This is a genomic window from Acinetobacter sp. YH12132 (genome assembly GCF_013418645.1).
Taxonomy (GTDB): domain Bacteria; phylum Pseudomonadota; class Gammaproteobacteria; order Pseudomonadales; family Moraxellaceae; genus Acinetobacter; species Acinetobacter indicus.
The window spans coordinates 13,200-39,274 of the sequence record NZ_VPBR01000005.1; the positions used below are offsets into that span (position 1 = coordinate 13,200).

At 47.1% G+C, this 26,075-nt stretch carries 22 protein-coding genes and 1 pseudogene; 13 read left to right on the forward strand and 10 right to left on the reverse strand.

What is annotated here, in order from left to right:
• Window positions 1-22 precede the first annotated feature (22 nt).
• Window positions 23-505, reverse strand: a complete 483-nt coding sequence (locus tag FTU67_RS07095) for a DUF4442 domain-containing protein (protein ID WP_005181693.1) — start codon at window positions 503-505, stop codon at window positions 23-25.
• Between the two features lie 134 nt (window positions 506-639).
• Here FTU67_RS07095 and FTU67_RS07100 point away from each other — a divergent pair, with 134 nt between their 5' ends.
• From FTU67_RS07100 to htpG, 5 genes are all read left to right on the forward strand, one after another.
• A complete protein-coding gene (locus tag FTU67_RS07100; protein ID WP_180061606.1) occupies window positions 640-1,515 on the forward strand; it encodes an alpha/beta fold hydrolase in 876 nt (291 codons plus the stop codon).
• A 110-nt stretch (window positions 1,516-1,625) separates the two neighbouring features.
• Window positions 1,626-2,993, forward strand: a complete 1,368-nt coding sequence (locus FTU67_RS07105) for a Na+/H+ antiporter family protein (protein ID WP_005181697.1) — start codon at window positions 1,626-1,628, stop codon at window positions 2,991-2,993.
• A gap of 356 nt (window positions 2,994-3,349) precedes the next feature.
• Window positions 3,350-3,949 carry an OmpW family protein gene (locus tag FTU67_RS07110; protein WP_180061607.1) on the forward strand — a complete coding sequence of 200 codons (600 nt, stop codon included), beginning with the start codon at window positions 3,350-3,352 and terminating at the stop codon, window positions 3,947-3,949.
• 170 nt (window positions 3,950-4,119) lie between these two features.
• Entirely contained in the window at window positions 4,120-4,464 is a 345-nt protein-coding gene (locus FTU67_RS07115) for a lysozyme inhibitor LprI family protein (protein ID WP_016659674.1), read from the forward strand.
• A 92-nt stretch (window positions 4,465-4,556) separates the two neighbouring features.
• Window positions 4,557-6,476, forward strand: a complete 1,920-nt coding sequence (htpG, locus tag FTU67_RS07120; RefSeq protein WP_005181707.1) for a molecular chaperone HtpG — start codon at window positions 4,557-4,559, stop codon at window positions 6,474-6,476.
• A gap of 60 nt (window positions 6,477-6,536) precedes the next feature.
• Here htpG and FTU67_RS07125 read toward each other — a convergent pair.
• The 4 genes and pseudogenes from FTU67_RS07125 to FTU67_RS07140 all read right to left on the reverse strand — a co-directional run.
• Window positions 6,537-7,499: pseudogene (locus FTU67_RS07125) on the reverse strand (hypothetical protein); the annotation flags it as partial.
• 262 nt (window positions 7,500-7,761) lie between these two features.
• Window positions 7,762-9,081 carry a hypothetical protein gene (locus FTU67_RS07130; RefSeq protein ID WP_168370323.1) on the reverse strand — a complete coding sequence of 440 codons (1,320 nt, stop codon included), beginning with the start codon at window positions 9,079-9,081 and terminating at the stop codon, window positions 7,762-7,764.
• A 9-nt stretch (window positions 9,082-9,090) separates the two neighbouring features.
• Window positions 9,091-9,270: a hypothetical protein gene (locus FTU67_RS07135; protein ID WP_005181710.1), complete on the reverse strand. Its 180-nt coding sequence runs from the start codon at window positions 9,268-9,270 to the stop codon at window positions 9,091-9,093.
• A gap of 322 nt (window positions 9,271-9,592) precedes the next feature.
• A complete protein-coding gene (locus FTU67_RS07140) occupies window positions 9,593-9,754 on the reverse strand; it encodes a hypothetical protein (protein ID WP_168369786.1) in 162 nt (53 codons plus the stop codon).
• A 405-nt stretch (window positions 9,755-10,159) separates the two neighbouring features.
• Here FTU67_RS07140 and FTU67_RS07145 point away from each other — a divergent pair, with 405 nt between their 5' ends.
• Window positions 10,160-10,360, forward strand: a complete 201-nt coding sequence (locus FTU67_RS07145) for a dodecin family protein (protein WP_005181715.1) — start codon at window positions 10,160-10,162, stop codon at window positions 10,358-10,360.
• Between the two features lie 65 nt (window positions 10,361-10,425).
• Here FTU67_RS07145 and FTU67_RS07150 read toward each other — a convergent pair whose 3' ends face one another.
• Window positions 10,426-11,109: a DsbA family oxidoreductase gene (locus tag FTU67_RS07150; protein WP_160241685.1), complete on the reverse strand. Its 684-nt coding sequence runs from the start codon at window positions 11,107-11,109 to the stop codon at window positions 10,426-10,428.
• A 283-nt stretch (window positions 11,110-11,392) separates the two neighbouring features.
• Here FTU67_RS07150 and FTU67_RS07155 point away from each other — a divergent pair, with 283 nt between their 5' ends.
• Window positions 11,393-12,142 (forward strand): hypothetical protein, encoded by a 750-nt coding sequence (locus FTU67_RS07155; protein WP_168370324.1) that lies wholly within the window; start codon window positions 11,393-11,395, stop codon window positions 12,140-12,142.
• Between the two features lie 544 nt (window positions 12,143-12,686).
• Window positions 12,687-14,048 carry a nucleobase:cation symporter-2 family protein gene (locus tag FTU67_RS07160; RefSeq protein WP_168370325.1) on the forward strand — a complete coding sequence of 454 codons (1,362 nt, stop codon included), beginning with the start codon at window positions 12,687-12,689 and terminating at the stop codon, window positions 14,046-14,048.
• A 150-nt stretch (window positions 14,049-14,198) separates the two neighbouring features.
• Here FTU67_RS07160 and fadA read toward each other — a convergent pair whose 3' ends face one another.
• On the reverse strand, window positions 14,199-15,371 hold the full coding sequence (gene fadA / locus FTU67_RS07165; RefSeq protein WP_004975824.1) for an acetyl-CoA C-acyltransferase FadA: 1,173 nt from the start codon (window positions 15,369-15,371) through the stop codon (window positions 14,199-14,201).
• Between the two features lie 12 nt (window positions 15,372-15,383).
• A complete protein-coding gene (gene fadB / locus FTU67_RS07170) occupies window positions 15,384-17,537 on the reverse strand; it encodes a fatty acid oxidation complex subunit alpha FadB (RefSeq protein WP_168370326.1) in 2,154 nt (717 codons plus the stop codon).
• A 489-nt stretch (window positions 17,538-18,026) separates the two neighbouring features.
• Here fadB and lpxO point away from each other — a divergent pair, with 489 nt between their 5' ends.
• A complete protein-coding gene (gene lpxO, locus FTU67_RS07175) occupies window positions 18,027-18,941 on the forward strand; it encodes a lipid A hydroxylase LpxO (RefSeq protein ID WP_075167599.1) in 915 nt (304 codons plus the stop codon).
• Window positions 18,942-19,062: 121 nt separating this feature from the next.
• The gene (locus FTU67_RS07180) at window positions 19,063-19,479 is read left to right on the forward strand and encodes a PH domain-containing protein (RefSeq protein ID WP_163143064.1); all 417 of its coding nucleotides are present in this window, start codon (window positions 19,063-19,065) and stop codon (window positions 19,477-19,479) included.
• On the opposite strand, the gene FTU67_RS07185 is transcribed toward FTU67_RS07180, so the two are convergent.
• A complete protein-coding gene (locus tag FTU67_RS07185) occupies window positions 19,468-20,544 on the reverse strand; it encodes an AAA family ATPase (protein ID WP_168370327.1) in 1,077 nt (358 codons plus the stop codon). The genes FTU67_RS07180 and FTU67_RS07185 overlap by 12 nt on opposite strands.
• Before the next feature lie 173 nt (window positions 20,545-20,717).
• Between FTU67_RS07185 and uvrC the strand changes: the two genes are divergently transcribed.
• The 3 genes from uvrC to pgsA all read left to right on the forward strand — a co-directional run bounded on the left by uvrC (window position 20,718) and on the right by pgsA (window position 24,122).
• Window positions 20,718-22,517, forward strand: coding sequence for an excinuclease ABC subunit UvrC (uvrC, locus tag FTU67_RS07190; RefSeq protein WP_168370328.1), 1,800 nt, complete (start codon window positions 20,718-20,720; stop codon window positions 22,515-22,517).
• Between the two features lie 114 nt (window positions 22,518-22,631).
• Complete coding sequence (locus FTU67_RS07195) at window positions 22,632-23,426, forward strand: thioesterase family protein (RefSeq protein WP_180006873.1); 795 nt, start codon at window positions 22,632-22,634, stop codon at window positions 23,424-23,426.
• Between the two features lie 108 nt (window positions 23,427-23,534).
• Window positions 23,535-24,122, forward strand: coding sequence for a CDP-diacylglycerol--glycerol-3-phosphate 3-phosphatidyltransferase (pgsA, locus tag FTU67_RS07200; protein ID WP_034598126.1), 588 nt, complete (start codon window positions 23,535-23,537; stop codon window positions 24,120-24,122).
• 82 nt (window positions 24,123-24,204) lie between these two features.
• On the opposite strand, the gene FTU67_RS07205 is transcribed toward pgsA, so the two are convergent.
• Window positions 24,205-26,007, reverse strand: a complete 1,803-nt coding sequence (locus tag FTU67_RS07205; protein WP_177155272.1) for an ABC transporter ATP-binding protein — start codon at window positions 26,005-26,007, stop codon at window positions 24,205-24,207.
• Window positions 26,008-26,075 lie beyond the last annotated feature (68 nt).

Sequence of the window (26,075 nt, forward strand, 5' to 3'; positions counted from 1 at the left end):
TTAAAGATAAGCGCTTTTTTATTTAGCCGGCAGCATGCGGCTTTTTGCGGCGGATGTATACCGTCTTTTCTACCTCCGCAATACGTACGCCGGCTTCATCAAAAATATTCAGGCGGTAGTTACGATATACCGGTGCATAATTCTCGGCCAGTTCCCGAATGGTAGCGACCTCCATGGCATTGAGGCGGATATCGGCATAGACCATACTGCGACCGGGCGCTAGAAAGCGGATGGTCGCGGCCTTATCCCAGACAATATATTTTGAGCCAAGATGATGCATCAACAGCAGCATATAAAACGGATCGACCATGGCATACAGGCTACCGCCAAAATGCACCCCAACAATATTCTGGTTTTTACGCGTCAGTGGCATTTTGACACGAATGTGGTAATTGGCCAGATCCATTTTCTCGACCGCAATACCGGCGCCGCGATAGGGGGCATAGCGATTGATCAGGAATTTGGACAGGGTCGGAATTGTCTGTAGTTTTTTTAAAAGGCTCATAAGGGTCAATTATTTTTATTGCACTGATCTGCATACTAGAACAGAAACCGGCAGGTGGCATTGATTTGATTGACTGCACTTGCCAATAAACAGCCAATACAAGAAATCACCCATAAACAGAACAGGATGTCATCATGCACGCTCATACGCAGTGGATTCATACCTCAGACCAGCAGCGCCTGTATGTCAAAAGCTGGGGCAAGCCCGACAATCCGGCGCTGGTACTGGTTCATGGTTATCCCGACAATCAGGAAGTCTGGGAAGCTGTTATTACCCAGCTGATTCAGGATTTTTATATTGTGACCTATGATGTGCGTGGGGCCGGTCAGTCTTCCATTCCAAAGCATATTCATGATTATCGGCTGGCACGCCTGTCTGAAGATTTACTGACCGTGGTGGATGCAGTGCTGCCCAACCGGCCATTTCATCTGGCTGCGCATGATTGGGGTTCAATTCAGTCCTGGGAGTCGGTGACCGATGCCCGGTTTCGCCAGCGGATTCTTTCTTACAGCAGCATTTCCGGGCCTTGTCTGGATCATGCTGCATTCTGGATGCGTGCGCAGTTACAGCAGGGTAAGGCCAAATTCTTAAAACAGCTGGGCAAGTCCTGGTATATCGCTGTGTTTCAATTGCCCTTACTGGCACCGACGGTGTGGCAATACATGAGTGCAGAGCGCTGGGGCAAAATGCTACAGCAGCTGGAGCAAAGCTCGGGTCTGGCCTTAAACCCGAATATCCAGCAGGATGGTCAATATGGCGTCAATCTGTATCGGGCCAATTTTATCCCGCGTTTGCTCAAACCACGTCAGCGTGTGGCGATTTGTCCGGTACAGGCCGTGGTACTGACCGAAGACCGCTTTGTCAGTCCGGAGCTGATTGATGAAGTGCCGAACTGGGCAGCAGACTTCCAGCGCGTAGAGATTGCGGCCAATCACTGGGCAATTTTAAGCCAGCCGGAGCGGATTGCTCAACATCTTCGGGATTTTGCATTTTCAAAATCAGGCAGTTAATTTGACTGTTACTGGCAAGGTCAAGACAAATATCGGACAGCGCAACAACAGCAGCTAAATAGCGATCAATCTCTGATAAAATAGCGTTTTTTCTCGATCCGTCTTTTCTTATGTTTGCAATTCTTGCCGCCATCGCAGTCATGTTCGGGCTGTCGTTGGCACGTGTTCCTGTTGTTTTTGCACTGGTCATTGGTGCCGTTACGGGTGGTTTGCTGGCTGGTTTGGGCCTGCAAGGTACTTTAGAGGCGTTTAATAATGGCCTGGGCGGTGGTGCTAAAATTGCTTTGGCCTACGGTATTTTAGGTGCTTTTGCACTGGCTCTGGCGCGTTCAGGTTTACCTGATTTATTGGCCTATAAAATGATTCACACCTTAAAGGGTGAGGCCGATCTGAAAGCGCAAAACCGGGTCAAATACTTTATTTTCCTGGTGGTGGCCATTGCCGCGGTATTCTCCCAGAACGTGATTCCGGTACATATTGCCTTTATTCCGGTGCTGATTCCGCCATTGTTGATGGTATTTAACCACCTGAAACTGGACCGTCGTCTTGTGGCCTGTTTATTGACCTTTGGTCTGGTGGCCACCTATATGCTGGTGCCGGTCGGATTTGGCGCCATCTTCCTGAATGATATTCTGGGCCATAATATTAATACCTTTGGCAAGCCGTATGGATTTGAGATCAGCTATGACCAGATTCCAACAGCGATGGCCATTCCGGTATTCGGGATGTTTGTCGGTTTGCTGATCGCGGTGTTTTTCTCATACCGTAAGCCACGTGAATATAAAGACGTGCATATTGAAGAGCAGCAAAGCATTTCGGCTGAAATGGGTGTGGCACAAAAATCAGGTCAACCTGAAGTGGCGACGTTCACCATCTGGATGGCAGTCATTGCGATTCTGGTAACCCTTGGCGTGCAGCTGTATTCAGATTCGATGATTCTGGCCGGTCTGGTTGGTGTAGCGATTCTGAGCTGTGCCGGGATCTTTAAGTGGAAAGAAGCGGACGATGTTATTATTACCGGTATGCGGATGATGGCACTGGTTGGCTTTATTATGATTGCTGCGCAAGGTTTTGCTGCCGTGATTGAGGCAACAGGACAGGTTTCTGCGCTGGTTGAAGCGTCGGTTGACTGGATTGGTAATAGCCAGGCACTTGCAGCCTTTTTAATGTTGTTGATTGGTTTGCTGATTACTCTGGGCATCGGTTCATCATTCTCTACCATTCCGATTCTGGCGATTATTTATGTACCGCTCTGTATTCAATTTGGTTTTAGTCCTGCAGCAACTATTGCGATCATTGGGACTGCGGCTGCACTGGGCGATGCCGGTTCACCTGCTTCGGATTCGACCTTGGGGCCAACCTCAGGCCTGAATATGGATGGTCAGCATGACCATATGAAAGACAGTGTAGTGCCGACCTTTATTCACTTTAATATCCCGCTGATGATTTTTGGCTGGATTGCCGCCATGGTGCTTTAACCTGAAATATCCCGGGAATAAAATCCCGGGATTTTTTTGAATCATAGATGTATTTATAATAAATCTTATAATCATTCTGATAATCTAATAATAGATGTATTTAAAATATATATTATAGAGCGTTTAAAATAAACCTGAGTATTTTAATCTGAATATTATTATTTAATCTTGATAAAGCAGGTTGGTATTTAAAACCAAGTTGTGTGGTTGGTTAAAATAAATTAATTTAATAATCAATAGTTTGAAAATAATATAAAATTATTATATCGGATAAGTATTGCATATTAATTTCTAACGTGTTTATTATTGATTAATGTTTAATTTTTGAATAAATAATCTTCCAGTGGGGTATTAAAATGTTAAAGCAAATTACACTCGTTGCATTAATGGGTCTTTCTGCTTCTGCGATGGCAGGCCAATGGCAAGTCAAGCTGGGCGGTTCGGTTGTAGCACCTACAGGCGATTATAATCTCGGCGGCGCAACAGTTGAGGCAGATCATGAATATGCATTTACCCCGTCAGTTGAATATTTCTTTAATGACAATATTTCGACAGAACTGCTTTTAGCTGCACCAATTAACCATGATGTTCAGTTAGCGGGTACAGATGTGGTACGTATTAAACATTTACCACCAACGCTGACGGCAAAATACCATTTTAAAAACAATACCGGTTTTACACCGTACATTGGTGTCGGTGGTACCGCATTTGTGGCTTGGGATGAGCGTACCAAAGGTCTGGGTGATACCGATGTGAAAGTAAAAGAAGATTTTGGTTTTGCCGGCCAGATTGGTTTTAACTTTCAGCCAGCAGATGCCAAAAACTGGGGCGTATTCTTTGATGCACGTTATGCGCAACTTAGCCCTGAAGTTACTTTCAGTGGTGATGTGGCAGCCCAATTCGATTTAGATATCGATCCAATGGTGTACACCATCGGTTATAGCTATAAATTCTAATTATAAAAAGTACCAATAATAAAATTCAGCGTAGCCCCATCCTGGTGATGGGGCCTTTTTATTGCAAAATGATAACAATAGAACAAAATCAGAATATTGAGTTAAGTATTCGTTTTCATTTAATTTGTAGTGAATGAAATGAAAGAAATGAAAAAGTGAGAAGATCAAATATGAATAGAAATACAACCTTTGCCTTGGTCTTCGCCAGTTTGATCAGCCTGCCTGCCGCTGCAGCCAGCTTTAATTGTGAACGTGCCCAAACCCCAACCGAACATGCCATTTGTGAACATCGTAATGTTAATGATGCCGATGTGAAGATGGCCACCACCTATAAAATTATTAACCGTCTGGTACCGATGGGGACACGTTCGGCTATACGGGATGAACAGGTGCGCTGGCTGGCCCTGCGTGACCGCTGTGGCCAGTCGGTTGAATGTCTGACCCAGGTTTACCAGATGCGTCAGCAAAAGCTGGAGCAGTATATGCAGCGGGTCTATCAGCAGGGCCCATTTTAATATTTTTTTGTTTTCCTATTGAAAAATCGTCGCCTCACTCCAATTCATAAGGCATTCCAATACAACAATGCTGTCAATTTAAGGAGTGATGAATGAGCGAACAAAGCGCACAAAAACACAGTTTCCAGGCTGAAGTGGCTCAGCTTTTACATTTGGTGACGCATTCTCTTTATTCCAACCCTGAAATTTTTCTGCGTGAACTGATTTCTAACGCCTCTGATGCCTGCGATAAATTGCGTTTTGAAGGCATCAACCATCCTGAATATTATGAAAATGATCCGGACCTGCGCGTGCGTGTGCGTCTGGATGCAGAGAACAATACCCTGACTATTTCCGATAACGGTATTGGTTTAAGCCAGCAGGAAGCGATTGATAACCTGGGGACCATTGCCAAATCCGGCACCAAAGACTTTATGTCCAAGCTGACCGGTGATCAAAAAGCCGATGCCCAGCTGATTGGCCAGTTTGGGGTGGGTTTCTACTCTGGCTTTATTGTGGCCGATAAAATTACCGTAGAATCACGCCGTGCCGGTCTGGACGCATCGGAAGGTGTACGCTGGATCAGCGGTGGCACCGGTGAATTTGAAGTCGAGCAAATCAACAAGGAAGGTCGTGGCACCGACATCATCCTGCATTTACGTGAAGATGCGTTGGACTATCTGCAAAGCTATAAAGTGAAGCAGATTATCAATAAATATTCTGATCACATCAGCCTGCCCATTCAAATGCAAAAAGAAGTCTGGCAGGAAGAGGAAGTAGCGGAAGGTGAACAGCCAAAAGGCGGCCAGTATGTGAAAACTGATGAATGGGAAGCGATTAACTCGGCCAGTGCTTTATGGACCCGCAGTAAAAACGAGATTAGCGAAGAACAGTATATCGAGTTTTATAAAAACCTGAGCCATGATTTTGAAGCGCCGCTGGCCTGGTCGCATAACCGTGTCGAAGGCAGCACCGAATATACCCAGTTGCTGTATATTCCACCAAAAGCACCACATGATATTTTTACCCGCGAAGCCAAAGCTGGCATCAAGCTGTATGTCAAACGCGTGTTTATTATGGATGATGCTGACAACCTGATTCCAAACTATTTGCGCTTTGTACAGGGTGTGGTGGATAGCGCCGATTTACCGCTGAACGTCAGCCGTGAACTGCTACAGGAAAGCCGCGATGTGAAAACCATACGTGAAGGTAACGCACGCCGTGTGCTGACCATGCTGGATGGTCTGGCCAAATCTGAAGATGAAAAAGACCAGAACAACTTCAAGACTTTCTATCGTGAATTTGGTTCGGTCTTAAAAGAAGGCCTGGGCGAAGACTTTGGTAACCGTGAGCGTATCCTGAAATTATTACGCTATGCGACCTCCACCCAGGATGAGGTCAGTACCTCACTGGCAGATTACAAAGCGCGGATGCAGGACGGCCAGAAAGCCATTTACTATGTAACCGCAGATAGCCTGACCGCGGCCAAGAACTCGCCGCAGCTGGAGCTGTTCAAGAAAAAAGGCATTGAAGTCCTGCTGATGACTGAACGTGTTGATGAATGGGCCATGAACTTCGTACATGAGTTTGATGGTACACCGCTGCAAAACGTGTCTAAAGGTGCGGTCGATTTGGGCGATCTGCAAGATGCTGAAGAGAAGAAGGCACTGGAACAGGCGGCAGAGCAGTTTAAGCCAGTGGTGGAGCAGCTGTCTGAATCGCTGAAAGATAAAACCAAAGAAGTGCGCGTGACCACACGATTGGTTGATTCTCCGGCCTGTCTGGTTACGGCTGATGGGGAATTGTCGCCACAGCTGATCCGGATGCTGAAAGATGCTGGTCAGCCGGTGCCAGAAATGAAGCCGATTCTGGAAATTAACCCGCAGCATCCACTGGTGCAAAAACTGCAAGGTTCGGCTCAGTTTGATGATCTGGCCAATGTGATTTTTGATCAGGCCCTGATTGCAGAAGGGGGACTGCCAGAAAATCCGGCAGAGTACCTGAAACGCATCAACAGTCTGCTCTTAAAATAAGCCTATTAAAAAAACCTCCTGCGGGAGGTTTTTTAATGCACGATTATATTGTTGACGGCTTTAGAACAGGGCTTCTAAACGCAGCAAGACACTCGGGTAATGGCTGCGGTCTTCACGGTCATCATTATAGTAATTCAGGTCGCCCTGCACAAAAAACCATTCGCGCAAGAACGGCTGACGCCAGGACACAAATGGCCCCCAGCTGTTCAGGCGTAAATCATCATTATGATAATAACCGCCGGTGTAGAGCCCGTAGTTAAAACGGTTGCCGTGGAAGAACTGGTGCTGTCTAAAGCTGTAGTTGTCCCATCTGAGGTCATCATCCTGTTCATCGGCATAGGTCAGGCTAAACTGGTTGCTTAAAAACGGATGATCGGGCCGGGCATGAATGAGTTCCAGGTTGGTTCTTAAATAGTTTTCACTGTCGAGGCCGTAACGGTAAATCTGCTCGGCATGAAAGGAAAAGTCATTGACCAGTTCCCAGTCCTTGGCAATTTTTAAACGGGCATAAATATCATCACCGGAACGCACCCCGAGGTCGGCATCAGTTTCAAAGGGTAAGCGTTCAGTGAAGTCAGACCAGCGTAAGGCCAGCGAGCTGTTGTCTTCACGTGCCCGTCGACCATCCAGGGTTTTGTCCGGGCTGTTGCTGGGGTTTTCATTGGTAATGGCAACACTGTTTTGCAGTTCGTTATCCAGTGAGTCATCACCAAAGACCAGACTTAATTTGCGTTCCAGCGTCGGCAGTTTAATCCGGCCACGTACCCGCGGTTTAATATCGTAGTCATCATATTTGTTCCAGCGACTGTCGACCAGAATACGCAAGGTCGCAGAGGCCGGTTCCTCCGGGCTGGTTTCTCCAAACCAGTTATCAATTTTATGTGCGGTATTGTCTGCCCAATGGCGAATCTGCTTCTGGCGCCGGTCTACCCAGCTTTGTTCTTCGGTTTCATGCGTGGGCGGCACAATCGGTTCATTCGACTGTTCCGGCAAAATGGTCGGGGTGGCATCAATCAGCCGCGGCAGGGTATAGAAAAAACCATTACCCGCCTCACTTTCGGGCACCAGTGGCACCTCATAACCTGGTGGTGCGGTCTGCGGTTCTGTCTCCAGGTTGGTATTGTTGTCTGCAACCGTATATCCACTGCCTAACAGGCAAAATAATAATAATGATGGCGCTATAAAATGTACTTTTCTTGGCATTATTTACTGATCTTTAAGCTCTTTTTGCTAGTGTTGAAAATCTTCAGGCGAAAAGCAAGATGCAGCTACAAAAACATAAACATTAACTGGCGGTGAGCCGTTGAATGGCCTGAACCAGACGTAAAGGGTCGACCGGCGCAGGCAGGTGATTCAAGACTTTTTGAATAATTTGCCAGCTCACGCCCTGCTGACGATCGAGCAGAATATAGGGATAGGCCGGTTCGGTACGAGCCAGTTGTAAACGCTGCTGGCCATGAATCAGGCGAATTTTTTGTCGCTCTTTTAATAAAATCAGCGGGGTGGCCAGCGTGGCTGCTGTTTCCTCAAACTGGATAAATTTCTGGGTATGAATCAGTTGTAGCGGAATAAACGGATAATAATCTTCTTTGTGCCAGATCATCTGCTCGGCATGTTGATAGCACTGAAACAGGCTGTCCAGCGCAAACAGCTGGCTTTCCAGTACAGCGCTGTCTATTTCACGGATTGCGGCAATTTCATGTTCATGCTGCTGGCTAAAGGCATGGGCAAAACGGGTGGCCTGCATAGCATCCAAGGCGCCAAACAAGACCAGATATTTAATAAAACGACCTTGGGCATTGATCTGCTCGGCCACATAACCGGGGCGTTTGAGCAGAGCCGCTTGCTCTGCATCATGAACCAGCACATCGGCATACTGCATCACTTCAGGCCGGGCTGGTAAAAATACCCGGCACAGTTTTTCCGCCGGCAGATGGTCCAGGGGTAATTCGGAAATCGGGCAGCTGAGCTGATTGAGCAGCAGATGACGGGCGCTAGACTCTGCTTGCTGTTCAGGCTGAACAGGTGCGGCTTTGGTAGGCTTGAGTTGCTGAGCTGCTGCTTCAGGTTCTATCGCTACAGCTGTACGTACTGCGACGGTATGCTGAAAGGCCTGCGTTGCGGCATAGTTTTGCTGGTTAAGTAATTCCAGATCGGTGTGCAGACTGCGATACTGATGCTGCTGTTGCAACATCCAGCGATAGACCTGTTCCAGATTGCCCCAGTCACTGAGCAGGGCAGTACGTGCGGGTGCCGGAATCAGCCAGATTTGCCAGCCGGAGGCGGGCTGATACAAGATAGCCCAACCTGAATCGGGCTGGGTATATAAAGCTTGTTCTAGCGCCTCGACCTGCTGAAACACGCCCCGAAAAGAACGTGCATAAATGGTGTCACGCGCAAATTCTTCGGCAGAACGTTCCGGCTGCACCTGTGTCTTATAGGCCAGAATCTGCTTTTTAAACAGAGGCTGGTCGCATTCAACAAAAATACTTTTAATCCGGCTTTTGGCCTTGGCGGTTTCATACAGACTCAAGGAACGGCGCTCCAGCGCGCCCGTTAGGTCGTGCAGTTCTTTAATCAGCCGGGATTTTTCTAAAGTATTCATGGTGGAAACTTAAACCAGTTGTTGTGCTTTTTCCAGATAACTGGCCAGGACAATATTCAGGGCCAGTTCAACCAATTTGTATTCGGCAGAATGCGGCTGTGAATAATGTTCCGCCAGCGCCACCAGATTTTCTACATTAATCTCTTGTGGAGAAATTTTTCTCTGAATCAGGGCTTGAAGTTCGTGCATTGCTCTCTCATCAACCTGTACTTAAATAATTGTTTTGGATCACTTTGATTATAGGTATTTCACTAAAAATTACATGAAAAAAAATGTCAGCTTTTGTGGATTTTTAGGCATTTATGACAGAAATTGGGATTTCAATATAAGAAATATTAAAAAATTTTTTAGATAAATTTCAGTTAAATCAGAGAATAAACAGATCATGCTGCCGAATTGACAAAAAATGTCAGTCTCAAATTGTCCGGTCGGATCAGGTGTCAGCCGCAGAATTGTTCTAAACCGCAATAAAAAAAGCAGACCTGAGGTCTGCTTGTATTTAAAGAAGTGCTTAAGCTTCTTTGTTCTGTTCAGCGCTTGCAGGCTGATCGTTGCTCACGGTTTCAGTGTGGGCTTTTTCAGTCGGGAAGCTTGGTACATAAACCATTTCTGCTGATACATTGGCTGCATACAGGGTGACCATAAACAGGCCAAGCGCTTTTAAAACGTTCATCAATCTTACCTTCACAAAAAAAGGATGACTTGGGAGAAAAGTCATCGTGGGAGAGTGTATTCAAACAACAGCTATGATAGCGCGTTGTGATTGAGAGAAAATGATCATATCGGCAAGTTTAAGACTTTTTGTTAAAAAATAACATTTAAAAACAATAAATTAGAATAATTGCTCTAATCATTTAGCTACAAGATTTAAATTAATGATGATTTTTACAAGAACGAGATCATCCTGTTTTAAGATGAAAAAATCTCCAGATTTTTTGCCCCATCCATGCGTCATCTCTGTACAAATCCCTTGATCTGTATAGAGATGTAAGTTTTTGACGCGGTATGGTTAAGCGCTCTTTTATTGTCTATTTTTTATTCTAAGATGAACGTTTATACCAACACTGAGGGATCAATCATGGCGATTGCAAAAGTAGTAGAAGTGAATGCCAGCAGTAATAAAAGTTTTGAAGATGCCATTCAAAGCGGCATTGCCAAAGTCGGTGAAACAGTCAAAAACCTGCAGGGTGCCTGGATTAATGAACAGAAAGTGGTGATTAAGGACAATAAGATTACCGAGTATCGGGTTAATTTAAAAATCAGTTTCCTGGTGGAATAAAGTACATAGAAAAAAATCCCCGTAAGGGGATTTTTTATGGCAGCGATGCTTAAGGATGTAACTGCTTATTGTTCCGGTACATCGCACTGGTCATCCTGACATTGCGCGCCGTTGTCTGTAGGTGTTTCCAAAGCTTTTTTCAGCACCTGTTCAAACACTTCCCGTGGCTGGGCACCGGCTAAAGCAACGCGCTGGTCAAATACAAAAAAGGGTACGCCCGTCACTTTAAGCTGATCACGTGCTACATCCTGATCAAATTTCACAAAATCGGCATAGGCATCGGAATCGAGCACATCATCGACTTCCACCGGGTTTAAACCGATACGTGCAGCGACATCTTCCAGCGTTTCGCGTTCGCCAATAGCCAGACCTTGGGTCATATAGCTGTAGAAAAAAGCCTCTTTGGCTTCATTGCCCAAGCCTTTGCTTTGCGCCAGATGAATCAGACGGTGGGCATTCAAGGTATTGCCGGAATTGGCCTGTTCCCAGTTAAACTGGATGCCTTCTTCAGCAGCCATGCTGGCAATATTGCGCTGCATGTCTTCTACTTCTGCCAAGGTACGGCCATATTTTTGTGCCAGACGTTCAGAGTTGGAAATTTCCTGACGTTCCGGTGCCTCCGGGTCAAGCTGGAAGCTGTGCCAGTGCACCTCAAGTTCTACGCCGACCTGTGCTGCCGCGGCTTCAAGACGTTTTTTGCCGATATAACAGAAAGGGCAGACCACATCGGACCAGATATCTACACGCATGAATATTCTCTTTGCCTTGTTTTCAACTATTGATGGGGATGATTTGCCTGAATTAAAGCCGAGATGGGTACTTTGCCGCCAGCAAACCGTATTTTTCATCCTCATCACTTTATATTTTTTGAAAATAAGCTAAACAATAAAAAATTAGCTGAATAAAATAAATCACTTAAGTCATTTTTATTGTTTGATCTTTTGTGTGCTTTGTTGAATAATTTTGTCTAAAAAACAGGCGATACAACAACAAAGCGTTATGATAACGAGAAATACAACAAGAGGACAGGATATGCGACGTATAGTGTGGATCATCGTCCTCGTGACCTGTGCCGTGTTTGGATTGATGTTTTATCAATATCAGGCACAACAAAAAGAACTGACCCAATTACACGAATATCAGAACGTACTGTATGACAAGGCCGAGCAGATTTATGTACAGGCGCAGGATTGGTCGACCCCGATTCAGGTTGATCCGTCCGATCCGCGTTTAAGCGGTGATTATGCCCTGATGGCTGAATTTGTGATTAGCCATCTGGTGCAAAGTGCCGAAGCGCGTAACAGCTATTTACGTGAGCTGAAAGCGCTGCAATGGGATCAGTTTCTGGATATTAAACGCCTGAATGAAGATAAAAAACAGGACTATGCTGAAACTGAAGCGATGCTGTCACAGGTCAAAGCCATGATGGAGCTGTATCAGGAGCATCTGACTGAACATGAAGCTCAGGCGCTGGCCCAAATTGAAGAATTACCGATTAAATCGCATCTACGCCGTCAGTTAAGTGAATCTCTGCTGGAAAGCCGCCAGAATGATGAAGGCACAGTGCTGTTTGAGCTGGAAAAACAGAGCCTGAGTCAGGCCTATGTGCTGCTTGGGATTCTAAAAAATAATCGCTGGGAAATGAAAAACAACCTGTTTATGTTCTATGAAGATGCAGGCCTGAAACAGTTTAATCAGGCCTATCAGGACATGCTCAAGCTGAATCAGCAAATGCAGGAGATTATCCAGGCGCATCAGCAGGCATTGGCTGAAAAACTGTAAGTAACAGCTCAACTTCTTGCACCTGTTTTAAGCCAAAGCTTAATACTGCCCCAACACCGTCATGGGGCAGTATCGGCAGATGCAAGGTGCATTCTTAATGATCACCTGGCCACAGGCTCAGGACATATTTTAGTGCTGCTGCTGGCCGCGATGGCTGTGAAAATGCACTGTGAGTGTACAGCCTCTAGCGCTTTTTAAGGGTGTGGATGGCTACGAGTTATATACATGGACAGCATCGTGCGTGATCCATTTAAAAAGAGGAAAAGAATAAAATTATGAATGAAAAAATATTGGTATAAGTAATTGATAAAATTCTAAAATTTAAGAAATTATCTTTCTATTCTTTCTTGTTTTTAACTAGTTCATCTCCTCCTCATGTTGGTGCCGATTTACCAGCAAAATCCGGCAGATTTTTTAAAATGGCATAGTAATTGCTCCAATCCCGCAGGAATCGCGCTTGTCTGCAACATGCAGGCAAGGGCCAGTATATTTTTAAGGATGGCTTCAGAGAAAAGCATCACTAAGCTGCGGCGTGGGGCTACATATGACAACGAGCAAACAGAATATTTCGCCCGAAGATGAATTTTTAGGGACAGGAAAAAGCCTGACTTATGGCTTACAGCATGTATTAACCATGTATGGCGGTATTGTGGCACCGCCATTAATTGTCGGCACAGCGGCCGGTTTAACTGCTGCGCAAATCGGGATTTTGATTACTGCCTCATTATTTATGGGCGGACTGGCGACCCTGTTACAAACCTTGGGGGTGAAATATTTCGGGGCACGCTTGCCACTGGTACAAGGCGTGTCCTTTGCCGGCGTAGCCACCATGGTGGGTATTGCCACCACGGGTGGCGGTTTTAATGCCATTCTGGGCGCGGTGATTGCCTCCTCCTTAATCGGGTTATTGCTGGCGCCATTTTTTGCCAAGATTATCCGTTTCTTTCCACCGGTGGTGACCGGCTGTGTGATTACCATCATCGGCCTGTCTTTATTGCCGGTGGCTGTGCGCTGGATTATGGGCGGCAATAGCAATGCACCCGACTGGGGTTCTATGCAAAATATTGGTCTGGCCGCCATGACCCTGGGGATTTTGCTGCTTTTAAGCCGTTTTGGTTCTGAAACCATTCGCCGTACCGGAATTTTACTGGCGATTCTGATCGGTTCGATTCTGGCCTATGTCTTGGGTTTTGGCGATTTTTCCAAAGTGGGTGAGGGTGCCTGGTTTGCCTTTCCTGACTTTTTGGCTTTTGGCGCACCGACTTTTCATCTGTCTGCAATTCTGGCCATGACCATTGTGATGGTGGTGGTGTTAACTGAAACCACGGCCGATATTATTGCAGTGGGAGATATTGTCGGTGCCAAAGTCGATGACAAGCGTATTGCCAATGGCTTGCGCGCCGATATGATTTCCTCAGCAGTAGCGCCCTTCTTTGGCACCTTTATGCAAAGTGCCTTTGCTCAGAATGTGGGGTTGGTGGCGATTACCGGTGTGAAAAGCCGCTTTGTGGTAGCTGCCGGTGGCCTGATTCTGGTGATCTTGGGCCTGCTACCGATTATGGGCCGTATTATTGCTTCCATTCCTACGCCGGTATTAGGCGGCGCTGGTCTGGTCCTATTTGGTACAGTGGCGGCCAGCGGAATTCGTACTTTATCTAAACTGGACTATAGCGATCAGAAAAACCTGATTATTGTGGCAACGTCTTTAGCCGCCGGGATGATTCCAATTATTGATCATTCCTTCTATGCCCAGTTTCCAACCTGGTTTAAAACCCTGTTCCATTCGGGCATTAGCTCGACCTGTGTGATGGCGATTTTCCTGAATATCCTGTTTAACCATCTTCATTTTGGTAAAAGGACAACGGTTGAGCCAGTGTTAACCACAGTGGCCAAGCCCGAACATTAAGGCGATGAGCTGAAGCTTGCTTCAGTCGTGATTGAGATGCAATTTAAAAATGCCCGATGTAGCACATGGGGCGTTTTGTTTTGAATAATTTTCGCGAATATAAAAAATCCCCGTATCAAACGGGGATTTTTTTATCTAAGTATTTAAAGATTAAACGCGTTCGATAATTGTCGCGATACCTTGACCAAGACCGATACACATGGTTGCTAGACCGATTTGCGTGTCTTGTTGTTCCATCACGTTCAGCAATGTGGTGGTGATACGCGCACCTGAACAACCCAATGGGTGACCAAGTGCAATTGCACCACCGTTCAAGTTCACACGATCTTGCTGATCATAGATGCCTAAGCCTTTAAGAACAGACAAACCTTGTGCAGCAAACGCTTCGTTCAATTCAAAGGTTTGAATGTCTGCAATTGACAAGCCAGCACGTTTAAGCGCTTTTTGAGTTGCAGGTACAGGGCCATAACCCATGATTGCTGCATCGCAGCCTGCAACTGCCATAGAGCGAATCACCGCACGTGGTTTTAAACCTAAAGCTTGTGCACGTTCAGCAGACATAAGCAACATCGCAGATGCACCATCAGACAATGCTGAAGATGTTGCCGCAGTGACCGTACCGCCTTTCGGGTCAAATACAGGACGTAAAGCTTGGAACGCCTCAAGGTTGGCATCTGGACGGATCACTTCGTCGATGTCGCATAGCTGTTTAAAGCCATTTGCGTCATGACCTTCAATGCCAATGATTTCGTTTTTAAAACGACCTTCTTGTGTTGCAGCCCATGCACGACGGTGTGATTCCACACCAAAAGCATCTTGCTCTTCACGCGAAATACCGTTCATGCGACCCAACATTTCAGCAGTTAAGCCCATCATGTTTGATGCTTTAGCATAGTGCTTCGATGCAGCAGGGTTGATGTCGATACCATGCATCATGCCCACATGGCCCATGTGCTCTACACCACCAATGATGAAAATATCACCCTGATTGGTTGCAATTTGTGCTGCAGCCGTGTGGATTGCTTGCATTGAAGAACCACACAGACGGTTTACGGTTTGACCCGCTACTGTTTTTGGAAGATCAGCCAGTAATGCAATATTACGACCAATGTTCATGCCTTGTTCTAGGGTTTGGTTCACACAGCCCCAGATTACATCTTCAACTTCGTTGACATCAAACTGGTTACGAGCAACTAAAGCACGAACCAATTCAGCCGATAGACTGTCAGCACGTACATTGCGGAACATACCGTTTTTGGTTTTACCCATTGCAGAACGTACGCCATCAACGATGACAACGTCACGTGGATTTAAAGTAGCCATTCACGTTGCTCCTTAACCGTAGAATTTTTTGTTGTTAGCAGCCATGTCACGCAACATTTGTGGCGCTTCATAAGCTTTTCCTAAGTGTGCATACTTGTCGCAAAGCGCAACGTATTCAGCAACACCTGTTTGGTCGATGTAACGGCATGGGCCACCACGGAATGGAGGGAAACCTACACCCATAATCATCGCCATGTCTGCTTCAGATGGTGTTGCCACGATATTGTCTTCTAAGCAACGAACAGTTTCGTTACAGAACGCCAACATCATACGGTCAATGATTTCTTGTGCATCAAATTCGCGTTTTTCAGATGTTGCCACAGATGCCACAAGCTCGTATGCAGTTGGATCAACCACTTTGGCTTTTTTGCCTTTGCGATCCAATTCATATTTGTAGAAACCTACGTCATTTTTTTGACCAAGACGTTTGTTTTCGTACATGACTTGGATTGAGCCTTTATAGTCTGGCTTCATGCGGTCAGGGAAACCTTCTGCCATAACTTCTGCACCGTGAACGCCAGTGTCGATACCAACCACGTCCATCAGGTAAGCAGGACCCATTGGCCAGCCGAATTTTTCCATGACTTTGTCGATTTGCTGGAAGTCCGCACCATCTTTCAGTAACAGATCAAATGCACCGAAGTAAGGGAACAAGACGCGGTTCACCAGGAAGCCTGGGCAGTCATTGACCACGATTGGGGTTTTACCCATTTTCTGTGCAAGAACAACCGTCGTCGCAATGGCTTCAGCAGAAGTTTTCTCACCACGGATCACTTCTACCAGTGGCATCATATGTACCGGGTTAAAGAAGTGCATCCCCACGAAGTTTTCTGGACGTTCCAGATTTTCAGCCAGACGCGTGATCGAAATTGTAGACGTATTCGAGGCAATGATCGTGTTTTCACGAACTTTGGCTTCAGTTTCTTTCAGTACGATGCCTTTGACTTTCGGATTTTCAGTCACGGCTTCAATCACGATATCCACTTCTTTAAACTCGTCATAGCTTAAAGTTGGGCGGATACGTGCCAAAGTTTCACCCATTTTGGCAGGTGTCATTTTTTTACGTTCAACTTGCTTGGTCAGCAATTTGTTTGCTTCAGACATCCCTAATGCTAATTGTGGGTTGCCGATGTCTTTCATGATAATTGGGGTGCCTTTGCTTGCCGCTTGGTAAGCAATACCACCGCCCATGATACCCGCGCCGAGTACAGCCGCTTGGTTCACAGGATGTGCACCTTTTTCATATTTTTTCGAGGTCTTTTTCACCACTTGGTCGTTGATAAACAAACCAATCAACGCACCTGCTTGAGGCGTTACAGCAGCTTTAGCAAAGCCTTCAGCTTCTGCTTTGAGTGCGTCATTACGTGGCAAGCTTGCACCAGCTTGTAAAGAATCCAGCATGAGTTTTGGTGCTGGGTATTGTGCAGGATTCGCTTTGGCTAATACCGCACCTTTCGCCGTGTTGAACGCCATCATCTGTTCCAGCGGGTTCAATTTCACCGGATCGAGTTTTTCCTGACGCTTGGCTTTCCAGTCCAGACGGCCAGCTGCTGCCTGTTTAGCCAGATCAACTGCGGCTTCAGTCAGTTTGTCTGCGGCAACAACGGCATCTACTGCACCATCTTTTAATGCTGCGGCTGGTTTTTTCGGATTGGCCATTGCCATCCATTCCACCGCATTGTCGATCCCGATTAAACGACTTAAACGTACTGTACCACCAAAGCCTGGGAAGATTCCCAGCTTGATTTCTGGCAGGCCGACTTGCGCCTGTTCGGACATGACACGGTAGTCACAGACCAGACACATTTCAAAACCTCCACCCAGCGCCATACCATTAATGGCAGCGACTTTAGGAATATCTAGATCTTCAAAAGCATTGAAGATGTCGTGAACAGGCAACGCCCATTCCACAATTGCTTGTTCGCCTTGTGCGAAGTTTTCACCAAACTCAGTGATATCTGCACCCACGATGAAGGTCGATTTACCTGAAGTGACCACCAAGCCTTTAATTTCACTATTGGCTTTGACAGCGTCAATTGCAGCTTTAAAATCTTCAATCGTTGCACGGTTAAATTTGTTGACCGACTCATCTTGTAAGTCAAAGCGGAATTCTGCAATTCCGTCCGAAAGCATTTGGACGGTAATGGCATTGCCAGCGTGGATCATGCCTGATCTCCTTTATTTTGGAGGATTTCTAAGTTGATGTTGTGAAGCGAGTGTGCATTTCCCGCACACTTCTATGCCTCGCTAATCTTACGATAACTATATCGAAAAAGAACATAACAAGTTGTATCAAGCCGTGACGCTAGGGTCATCAATTTTTCTATGCCCAATCAAGGTCTTGTTCCCTTTCTTCTCCTGCTTATTTCGCTTAAAAGCCAATGAAGTACTTGTTTCAGTTTTACTTTTTTGGCGCAGTTGCCCTCTGTTTATAACGGAAAAAGCTGGCGCTGCCTATGCCGGAGTTGTGGTGTTTTGGTCAAAAAAGTCAATTCGTGTGAATGGGCAGGGCAGTACAGGTACCTGAACAGCGCCAGTTTTGCAACGCTGTGTCTTAAACGACCGGCTGATTGGCCTGGCTAAATTTGTTATGCTCGCCGATATTTTGGCTTGTCTGTCGTCCCTGTACAGGGCGGCAATTTCCCGGATGTTGCTATGCTTAAGTGGATTATTCTGGCCATCTTTGTCATTTCAGCGTTTTATATCCAGCAACGCGGCAAAGTTCGGCATTCGTTTTATCGACAGTTCTTTGACCATTCGACCCTGTTCGCCCCGATTAATTTTCTGATGTACCGTTTTTCACGCGTACCGAATCAGCCCTATATCGACACCCAGCATTTTCAGGATTTAAAAGTGCTGGATGAACATTGGGAGATGATTCGCGATGAGGCCAAAGCGCTGTATGAACAAGGCGGCATCAAGGCCTCCAGCAAATATGATGATCTGGGGTTTAACTCTTTCTTTAAAACCGGCTGGAAACGCTTTTACCTGAAATGGTATGACACCGCGCATCCTTCTGCGGCCGAGCTGTGCCCGAAAACCACGGCTTTATTAAAAACCTTGCCAAGTATCAAAGCGGCAATGTTTACCGAACTGGCACCGGACAGCCGCCTGGTCCGGCATCGCGATCCTTATGCCGGTTCGCTGCGTTATCATTTGGGCCTAATGACCCCGAATGATGAGCGCTGTTTTATTGATGTCGATGGCCAGCGCTATTCATGGCGTGATGGTGAAAGTGTGGTATTTGATGAAACCTATATTCACTATGCTGAAAATGGCACTACGCAAAACCGGATTATTTTCTTTGCCGATGTCGAGCGGCCGTTAACTACCCGTTGGATGCAAAAGTTTAATCACTGGTTTGGTAAAAAGGTGATGACGGCGGCCAGCTCGCCCAATGAAGTCGGGGACCGCACTGGCGGCCTGAATAAAGTCTTTGCCTATGTTTATCAGATCCGGATTCAAGCCAAGGCCCTGAAAGCCAGAAACCGGACCCTATATTACATTTTAAAATGGGTGCTGATGTTGGGGCTATTCTTCCTGATTTTTATCCGGCCTTATCTGTTTTAAGATGACATGCTGATCTTTTGCACTCCAACCCAAACGCCCACATGGGCGTTTTTTTCTGCACGGCGGAATACAGCAGCCCCCATAAATTTTGTGTAAGATACAGACAGTAAAGGGGAAAATAATGCAGAAATTTCGTTCCAAAATTGACTGGTGGGTGCTGGCTTTTCTGATCTGTATGACTGGGCTGCTGGTGCAATTGTTGCTGACCATGCAGGCCAAAGGTACCATGCAAGCGTATCCGGTGCATACTGCGGTGTATCTGCTGACCATTGTGGTGATCTGGTGGCCGGTGTGGAATACCCGCTATCGTGTGAGCGAAGACTGCCTGACCATCCGCTGCCTGTTTTTAAGCTGGCGCATCCCATTGGCGCAGATTCAAAAAGTATCATCGACCAATAACTCGGTGGCATCTCCGGCCATGTCCTTAAAACGCTTAAAGATTGACTATCAGCAAGATGGCGTGAACAAGTTTGTGCTGGTGTCGCCGCGGCATCCGGAGCAATTCTGCGCCGCGATTAAACAGCCTTTATCGTCCTGATTCAGTGCTGGTCGCTGGGTCCGGCTGAATCAACAGCTGCTGATCCTGACAGTCCAGACACAGACTAAGCTGCTCAGGATGACTGAGGAAATACAGCGCCAGAATCGGTTCCAGTTCGGTGCGCATGCGGCGGCCCAAATGCCGGGCGCCATAGCGAATATCATGTCCTTGATAAAAATAAGCCTTGGCGGCATCGGTCAGCTGCACCTGACGTTTCTGATGCTGCAGGCGTTTGTTCAGTTTTTCCAGTTCAATCTCGACCAGTTGCGGCAGGGCATTTTCCTGGACCGGCGCATAATGCAGGGTCCGGTCAATCCGGTTGAGAAATTCCGGATCAAAACGGCGCTGCATCACCTTTTCAATAATCTGTCTGGCCGGCAGACGTTTTAGACAGAGGTCCTGCATTTTTTTCGGGAACAGATTCAGCTTGTCCAGATATTGCTGCGCAGCTTGGGCACCGACATTACTGGTCATGAAAATCATGCAATTGCGAAAGTCGATGGTTTTGGTGCCAGAAGTCAGGGTCAGTTTGCCGGTGTCCAGCACATTCATTAGCCCGCGCAGTACTTCAGTCGAGGCTTTTTCCAGTTCATCAAACAGCACAATGCCGGGGCGGGTGTGACTGCCTGCAATCGCAGTTTCATCAAACAGGCTATGGCCTTCTTTGGAGCCAACATAGCCCGGCGGTGCACCGGTGAGTGCTGCTGCATAATGTTCCTGTGCCAGCGTGTTCATATCAATCCGGCAAAAAGCATCCGGGCGGCCATAAATCGCTTCACTGATCAGCCGGACAGTTTCAGTTTTACCGACGCCAGTTGGCCCCAGCATTAGCGTCACCGACAGCGGACGTTCCGGGCTGGAAAAATCTGCCTTGACCACATGCAGCATTTTTTCAATTTCATTTAAGGCTGTGTCCTGTCCAATAATCCGGGTTCTGAGCAGCTGCATCACTTCACGCGGTTCAAAATGAAAGCGCGGTTTGCCAATCAGGCGGTCTTTTTCCGATGTCGCATGTGTTGAGGTGGTCGGCTGAATAATATGCATGGCAGAGTGGACGGTGTGCATAAACTGAATCCTGAGCGGGACAAGCAGTTCAGCATAGCAAAATTTGTCTGTGGCACTAAGACTTTGTAGCAATCATGTCATTTCTGCCGGCATGCTTGCGCGGCAATGCTTGAAAATAGCAGAATCACCATCACATCATGCTAGAGCAGACGAGATCGATAAATAGGCTGAATGTGAACGAAAACGCACGCGAACATATTGTCAAAATTCTGGCCAATATGACCACCTTACCCGGTATTTACCGCATGCTGGGTAAAGATGGGGAACTGTTATATGTGGGCAAGGCCAAGAATCTTAAAAATCGCGTGTCCAGCTATTTCGTAAAAACCATCGAACATCCGAAAACCCAGGCGCTGGTGGCGCGGATTTATGATATTGAAACGCTGGTGGTACGCTCTGAAACCGAAGCCTTGCTGCTGGAACAGAACCTGATCAAGCTGCATCGGCCGCCGTATAACATCATGCTGCGCGATGACAAATCTTATGTCTATATTTTTGTCTCCAGTGACAAGCCTTATCCGCGGATTGCCAGTGGCCGTGGCAAAGGCAAGCATCAGGTCGGTAAATTTTTCGGGCCTTATCCAAGTGCCTACAACGCCCGTGATACTTTAATCGTGCTGCAAAAGTTGTTTAATGTGCGCCAGTGCGAAAACAGCTATTTTTCCCAGCGCAAACGTCCCTGCTTGCAATACCAGATCAAACGCTGTTCGGCGCCCTGTGTCGGGCTGATTTCACCGGAAGCCTACCAGGAAGATGTGCAGAACTCGATCCGCTTTTTACAGGGCGATACCCGTGAACTGAATCAGGAACTGATTGCCAAAATGGAAGCCGCGGCCGAAGCACTGGAATTTGAAAAAGCAGTGTTTTATCGGGACCGGATGGCCTTGCTGCGCGATGTACAGGCACAGCAGGCGATTTATAAGGTCAAAGGCGAAGCCGATATTCTGGCAATTGCCTATCAGGCCGGGGTGACCTGTGTGCAGATTATGCATGTGCGCAATGGCAAGATGCTGGGCGGGAAAAGCTATTTTCCGGATATGCTCGGAGATGATCAGGGCCAGATGCTGTCCGATTTTATCGCCAACTTCTATTTTCAGGTCGCCGATGAAGTACCGGCCGAGCTGATTGTCAATATAGAACTGCCAGATGCCAAAGAGCTGGAGCAGGCGCTACAGCAGCAGTTTCAGCAGAAAGTCCAGATCAAGCACAAAGTCCGCGAAACCCGGGCCGAATGGCAAGAACTGGCACAAATGAACGTGCAACACGCGATTAAAGGCAAGCTGGCCAATCACTTCGAGTTGAATGAGCGTTTTCATCAGCTGGAGCAGGTGGTGGGGCGTCCTATTGACCGGATTGAATGTTTTGATATTTCCCACACCATGGGCGAAGCGACCGTGGCGTCTTGTGTGGTGTTTGATTCGGGCGGTGCGCGCAAACGCGATTATCGCCAGTTTTCCATCAATGACATTACCGAAGGCGATGACTATGCCGCAATGCGTCAGGCCCTGACCCGACGTTATAAAAAAGCCATGCTGCCGGATTTGCTGCTGATTGATGGCGGTAAAGGCCAGCTGCATATGGCGATGGAAGTGATGCAGGAACTGGGACTGGAAGCCTTTATGGTCGGCGTGTCCAAAGGCGAGGGGCGTAAACCCGGACTGGAAACCTTGCATTTTACCGATGGCAGCAAAATCCAGCTGCCGGAAGATCATAAAGCTCTGCATCTGATTCAGCAGGTACGGGATGAAGCGCACCGTTTTGCCATTACCCGGCATCGGGCCAAACGTGATAAAAAACGTGGCAGTTCGGTGCTGGAAGTGATTCCCGGCCTGGGACCAAAACGCCGCCGTGATTTGCTGACCCATTTTGGCGGGATTCAGGGCGTGCTAAAAGCCTCGGAAAAAGACCTGATGCTGGTACCGGGACTGGGGCAGGTCATGGCGCGGACCATCTATAAAATTCTGCACGAATAAGTCCGGCATATTTGACCTATTGGCAAAAATAGTCACTGGCCAGTATACGATTGACCATTCACATCCACACTGAAAAGCTGCAAGATGAAGCGCACTCAATAAAAAGGAAAATATATGTCGCTGCGTTCTGTATTTGCCGCAATCGAGCAGGATGAATGGATTCAGATTCCAACAGGCTGGTTACAGGGTCGAACCATCTATGGCGGACTGGTGGCCGGACTGATGATGCAGAAAGCCCTTTCGGTGCTTGCCGACCCGGATAAACGCCTGCTCAGTGCATCGGTGACCTTTGTCGGGCCGGTACGGGAAGGCCGGGCCAGAATCAGTGCAGAAATTTTGCGACAGGGCAAGTCGGTGACCACGCTGGAAGTGCGCTTATGGCAGGATGATGCGGTACAAAGCATCTTGCTGGCCAGCTTTGGCGCGGCGCGTGAGTCCACTATTCAGGTACAGCAGGAACCGGTGGCGCCGGATTATCCTGCACCAGCGCAGCTTAACTATTTACCGGTGCATCAGCTGATGCCGGAATGTTATCAGCAGTTTGAGGTGTGCTGGGCCGAAGGCGATTATCCGTGTACCGGCAGCCAGCAGTCCGATTTTGGTGGCTGGTGCCGCTATACGCCAGAAAAACATGCCAACCGCGACTTTACTGTGGCCGATCTGGTCACACTGATGGACATTTGGCCACCGGGTGTACTGCCTTTATTTAAAACCTTGTCACCGGCCAGTTCGCTGACCTGGCATATTACTTATGTGCATCCGATCCGCCACCAAGTGCATGATTGGTTTAAATATAAAGTGATTACTGAGCATGCGGCAGATGGCTATTCTACTGAAACGGCGCATCTTTGGGATGCTGAAAACCGGCTGATTGCCATTTCGCGGCAAACCGTAACGGTCTTTGCCTAGTGACACTTTCTGCCATTTCGTATAAAGTGAAGCCTATTAACGATGGATAAACCCTCAAAAAATATGTGCATTTAGCTCGTGCATAACGGGGAAGCATTGGCGGTGTCTATGACAACAGGTCGAATCCTGAACATTCCAAATATTTTAACTTTAGCGCGTATAGCCTTAATTCCCGTATTTTTATTGGTGGCCTACTGGCCGCCTGCCATGGGAATCCATGATCATGATGCAGGGATGACCCGGCATCTGATTCTGACCGCTATTTTTGTGATTGCTGCCGTCACTGACTGGTTTGATGGCTATCTGGCACGAACCTTAAACCAGACCTCAGCCTTTGGCCGTTTCCTGGATCCGGTGGCGGATAAACTGATGGTGGCAGCCGCCCTGATTGTCTTGGTGCAATGGCAGCCGACCATTTCCATGGCCTTTGCCGCGATTGTAATTATTTCACGTGAAATTACCGTGTCGGCCTTGCGTGAATGGATGGCAGAACTCGGCGCGCGTACCAGCGTGGCGGTCTCTACCGTCGGGAAATATAAAACTGCGTTTCAGATGATTGCGATTTCCGTGTTCTTGCTGAACTGGGAGCCACTGGAATTGCTTGGTTATGCCTTGCTCTATACTGCGGTGGTGCTGACTTTGTGGTCGATGTTTATTTATTTAAAAGCCGCCTGGCCATATTTAAAACAGCCTTAAGGCAAAAAAGCTCCTGTACAGGAGCTTTTTTTATGGATTAAAAAATACAGAATCATTCCTTCATCTTTAACCGGATTGTGGTTTAACTATGGGTTTCTTCTTCTGCATCATCTTCAAAGGTTCTGGCAATCTTTTCAATATTCAGGCTTTTGGCCATCGCATCAAAAATTTCTTTATAGACACCGTCCTGATGGTACAGCGTGTCATGTTCGCCGTGTTCGGCAATCGCGCCTTCTTTCATGACATAGGTGTAATCGGCATCAATAATCTGCGACAGACTGTGTGAGATAATCACCACGGTACGGCCCTGTTTAATTTCATCCAGACTCTGCTTGATCTGCTCGGTGGCAATGGCATCCAGACTGGCGGTTGGTTCATCCAGAAAAATAATCGGTGGATTTTTCAGGAACATCCGCGCCAGTGCAATCCGCTGCTGCTGACCGCCCGAGAGCATCAGGGCATCACTGTCATAGCCTTGCGGGAGCTGCAAAATCTGCTCATGAATCGAGGCTTTCTGGGCGGCCTGTATCACTTCTTCCTGAGAAGCATCGGTTTTGCCATAGCGGATATTGTCAAAAATACTGCCCTGGAAAATATGGTTTTTTTGCAGCACCAGCCCGATATGGTCACGCAGGTATTGGGTGTCGATGTCTTTTAAATCCACTCCATCTAACTGAATGCTGCCCTGCTGTGGTTCATAGAATTTATCCAGCAGGCTGATCAGGGTCGATTTCCCTGCACCGGACAGGCCGACCAGTGCGGTAATCTTGTTGGGCTGAATGCACATCTCGATATTTTTTAAGGCATGATGCCCGTTCGGATAATAAAACTCGACCCCGCTTAAATTGAATTGCCCACGAATTGCCGGTTTTTGTGCACCGCTGGCTTCAATTTCATCATCGGCCTCCAGAATCTGGAAAAAGCTTTCCGAGTAGATCATGGCATCATTCACTTCATCATAAATCCGGTGCAGTGAACGGATTGGTGCCGACACGTTATTAAACAGTAGCACGTGATACATGATCATGCCGATACTCATCTGGCCATCCAGCACAAAATAGGCAGTCAGGATAATAATCAGTACAATTCCGATCTGTTCAATAAAGGTTTTCAGGCCATCAAACAGGAAGCTGGTCTGCCGGGTATGCATCTGGTTATCGGTCAGTTCCTTTTGCAGTTTTAGCTGTTTGTCCGATTCGATATGTTCCCGGTTAAAGGATTTGATCACGGTAATCGAGTTGATAATACTCAGAATACCCTGGCTTTTCCGTTCGCGGCCATCACGTAAATTGCGGCGCCAGCTGCCAAGTTTCTGGGCCTGTTTATAGGTCAGCCAGAAGTAAATGGGCACAATGGCCGAGGCCACCAGTCCGACATAGAAATTGGCCCAGTACATCAGCCCTAAGGCAATAATCGCGCTGGTAAATAACGGTAAAATATCAATAAAAAAGATTTGTACCAGCCGGGTGAGGGAGCCAATGCCGCGGTCAATCCGGGTTTGCAGCTTGCCGGCCTGATTGTTATCCTGATTAAAAAACGCCAGCCGGTAAGTCAGGAACTTCTCAATAATGCCTTGAGCCAAATCCTGCGACACAAAAATCCGCAGTTTTTCACCATAAAATTTCTGCCCGAATTGGACAAAGGCATTAATGATTTCCTTGCCCAGTAAAATGGCGCTAATGGTTATCAGAATCTGCCAGCCTTCAGCCAGCCCCTGACCGGCTTCTACCAGCCGGTTAATGCTGTCGACGGCATATTGCAGGGTCAGGGCATTGACCTGTGCGGTCAGAGAACCAATTAAAGTCAGAATCAGCGTGGCAATCACCAGCAGCCGATACGGCCGCACAAAGGGCTTGAGCTTCTGAAAGAGCTGCCATAAGTTCATAAGCAATTATTTTTTATTCTAAAACCTGTTTTTCAGTCTATGTCGATTTGGCGTGGCTCACAAGCACA

Coding starts and splice junctions, on each gene's coding strand:
- FTU67_RS07095 (WP_005181693.1), bottom strand. CDS start 505: ATGAGCCTTTTAAAAAAACTACAGACAATTCCGACCCTGTCCAAATTC.
- FTU67_RS07100 (WP_180061606.1), top strand. CDS start 640: ATGCACGCTCATACGCAGTGGATTCATACCTCAGACCAGCAGCGCCTG.
- FTU67_RS07105 (WP_005181697.1), top strand. CDS start 1,626: ATGTTTGCAATTCTTGCCGCCATCGCAGTCATGTTCGGGCTGTCGTTG.
- FTU67_RS07110 (WP_180061607.1), top strand. CDS start 3,350: ATGTTAAAGCAAATTACACTCGTTGCATTAATGGGTCTTTCTGCTTCT.
- FTU67_RS07115 (WP_016659674.1), top strand. CDS start 4,120: ATGAATAGAAATACAACCTTTGCCTTGGTCTTCGCCAGTTTGATCAGC.
- htpG (WP_005181707.1), top strand. CDS start 4,557: ATGAGCGAACAAAGCGCACAAAAACACAGTTTCCAGGCTGAAGTGGCT.
- FTU67_RS07130 (WP_168370323.1), bottom strand. CDS start 9,081: ATGAATACTTTAGAAAAATCCCGGCTGATTAAAGAACTGCACGACCTA.
- FTU67_RS07135 (WP_005181710.1), bottom strand. CDS start 9,270: ATGCACGAACTTCAAGCCCTGATTCAGAGAAAAATTTCTCCACAAGAG.
- FTU67_RS07140 (WP_168369786.1), bottom strand. CDS start 9,754: ATGAACGTTTTAAAAGCGCTTGGCCTGTTTATGGTCACCCTGTATGCA.
- FTU67_RS07145 (WP_005181715.1), top strand. CDS start 10,160: ATGGCGATTGCAAAAGTAGTAGAAGTGAATGCCAGCAGTAATAAAAGT.
- FTU67_RS07150 (WP_160241685.1), bottom strand. CDS start 11,109: ATGCGTGTAGATATCTGGTCCGATGTGGTCTGCCCTTTCTGTTATATC.
- FTU67_RS07155 (WP_168370324.1), top strand. CDS start 11,393: ATGCGACGTATAGTGTGGATCATCGTCCTCGTGACCTGTGCCGTGTTT.
- FTU67_RS07160 (WP_168370325.1), top strand. CDS start 12,687: ATGACAACGAGCAAACAGAATATTTCGCCCGAAGATGAATTTTTAGGG.
- fadA (WP_004975824.1), bottom strand. CDS start 15,371: ATGGCTACTTTAAATCCACGTGACGTTGTCATCGTTGATGGCGTACGT.
- fadB (WP_168370326.1), bottom strand. CDS start 17,537: ATGATCCACGCTGGCAATGCCATTACCGTCCAAATGCTTTCGGACGGA.
- lpxO (WP_075167599.1), top strand. CDS start 18,027: ATGCTTAAGTGGATTATTCTGGCCATCTTTGTCATTTCAGCGTTTTAT.
- FTU67_RS07180 (WP_163143064.1), top strand. CDS start 19,063: ATGCAGAAATTTCGTTCCAAAATTGACTGGTGGGTGCTGGCTTTTCTG.
- FTU67_RS07185 (WP_168370327.1), bottom strand. CDS start 20,544: ATGCACACCGTCCACTCTGCCATGCATATTATTCAGCCGACCACCTCA.
- FTU67_RS07195 (WP_180006873.1), top strand. CDS start 22,632: ATGTCGCTGCGTTCTGTATTTGCCGCAATCGAGCAGGATGAATGGATT.
- pgsA (WP_034598126.1), top strand. CDS start 23,535: ATGACAACAGGTCGAATCCTGAACATTCCAAATATTTTAACTTTAGCG.
- FTU67_RS07205 (WP_177155272.1), bottom strand. CDS start 26,007: ATGAACTTATGGCAGCTCTTTCAGAAGCTCAAGCCCTTTGTGCGGCCG.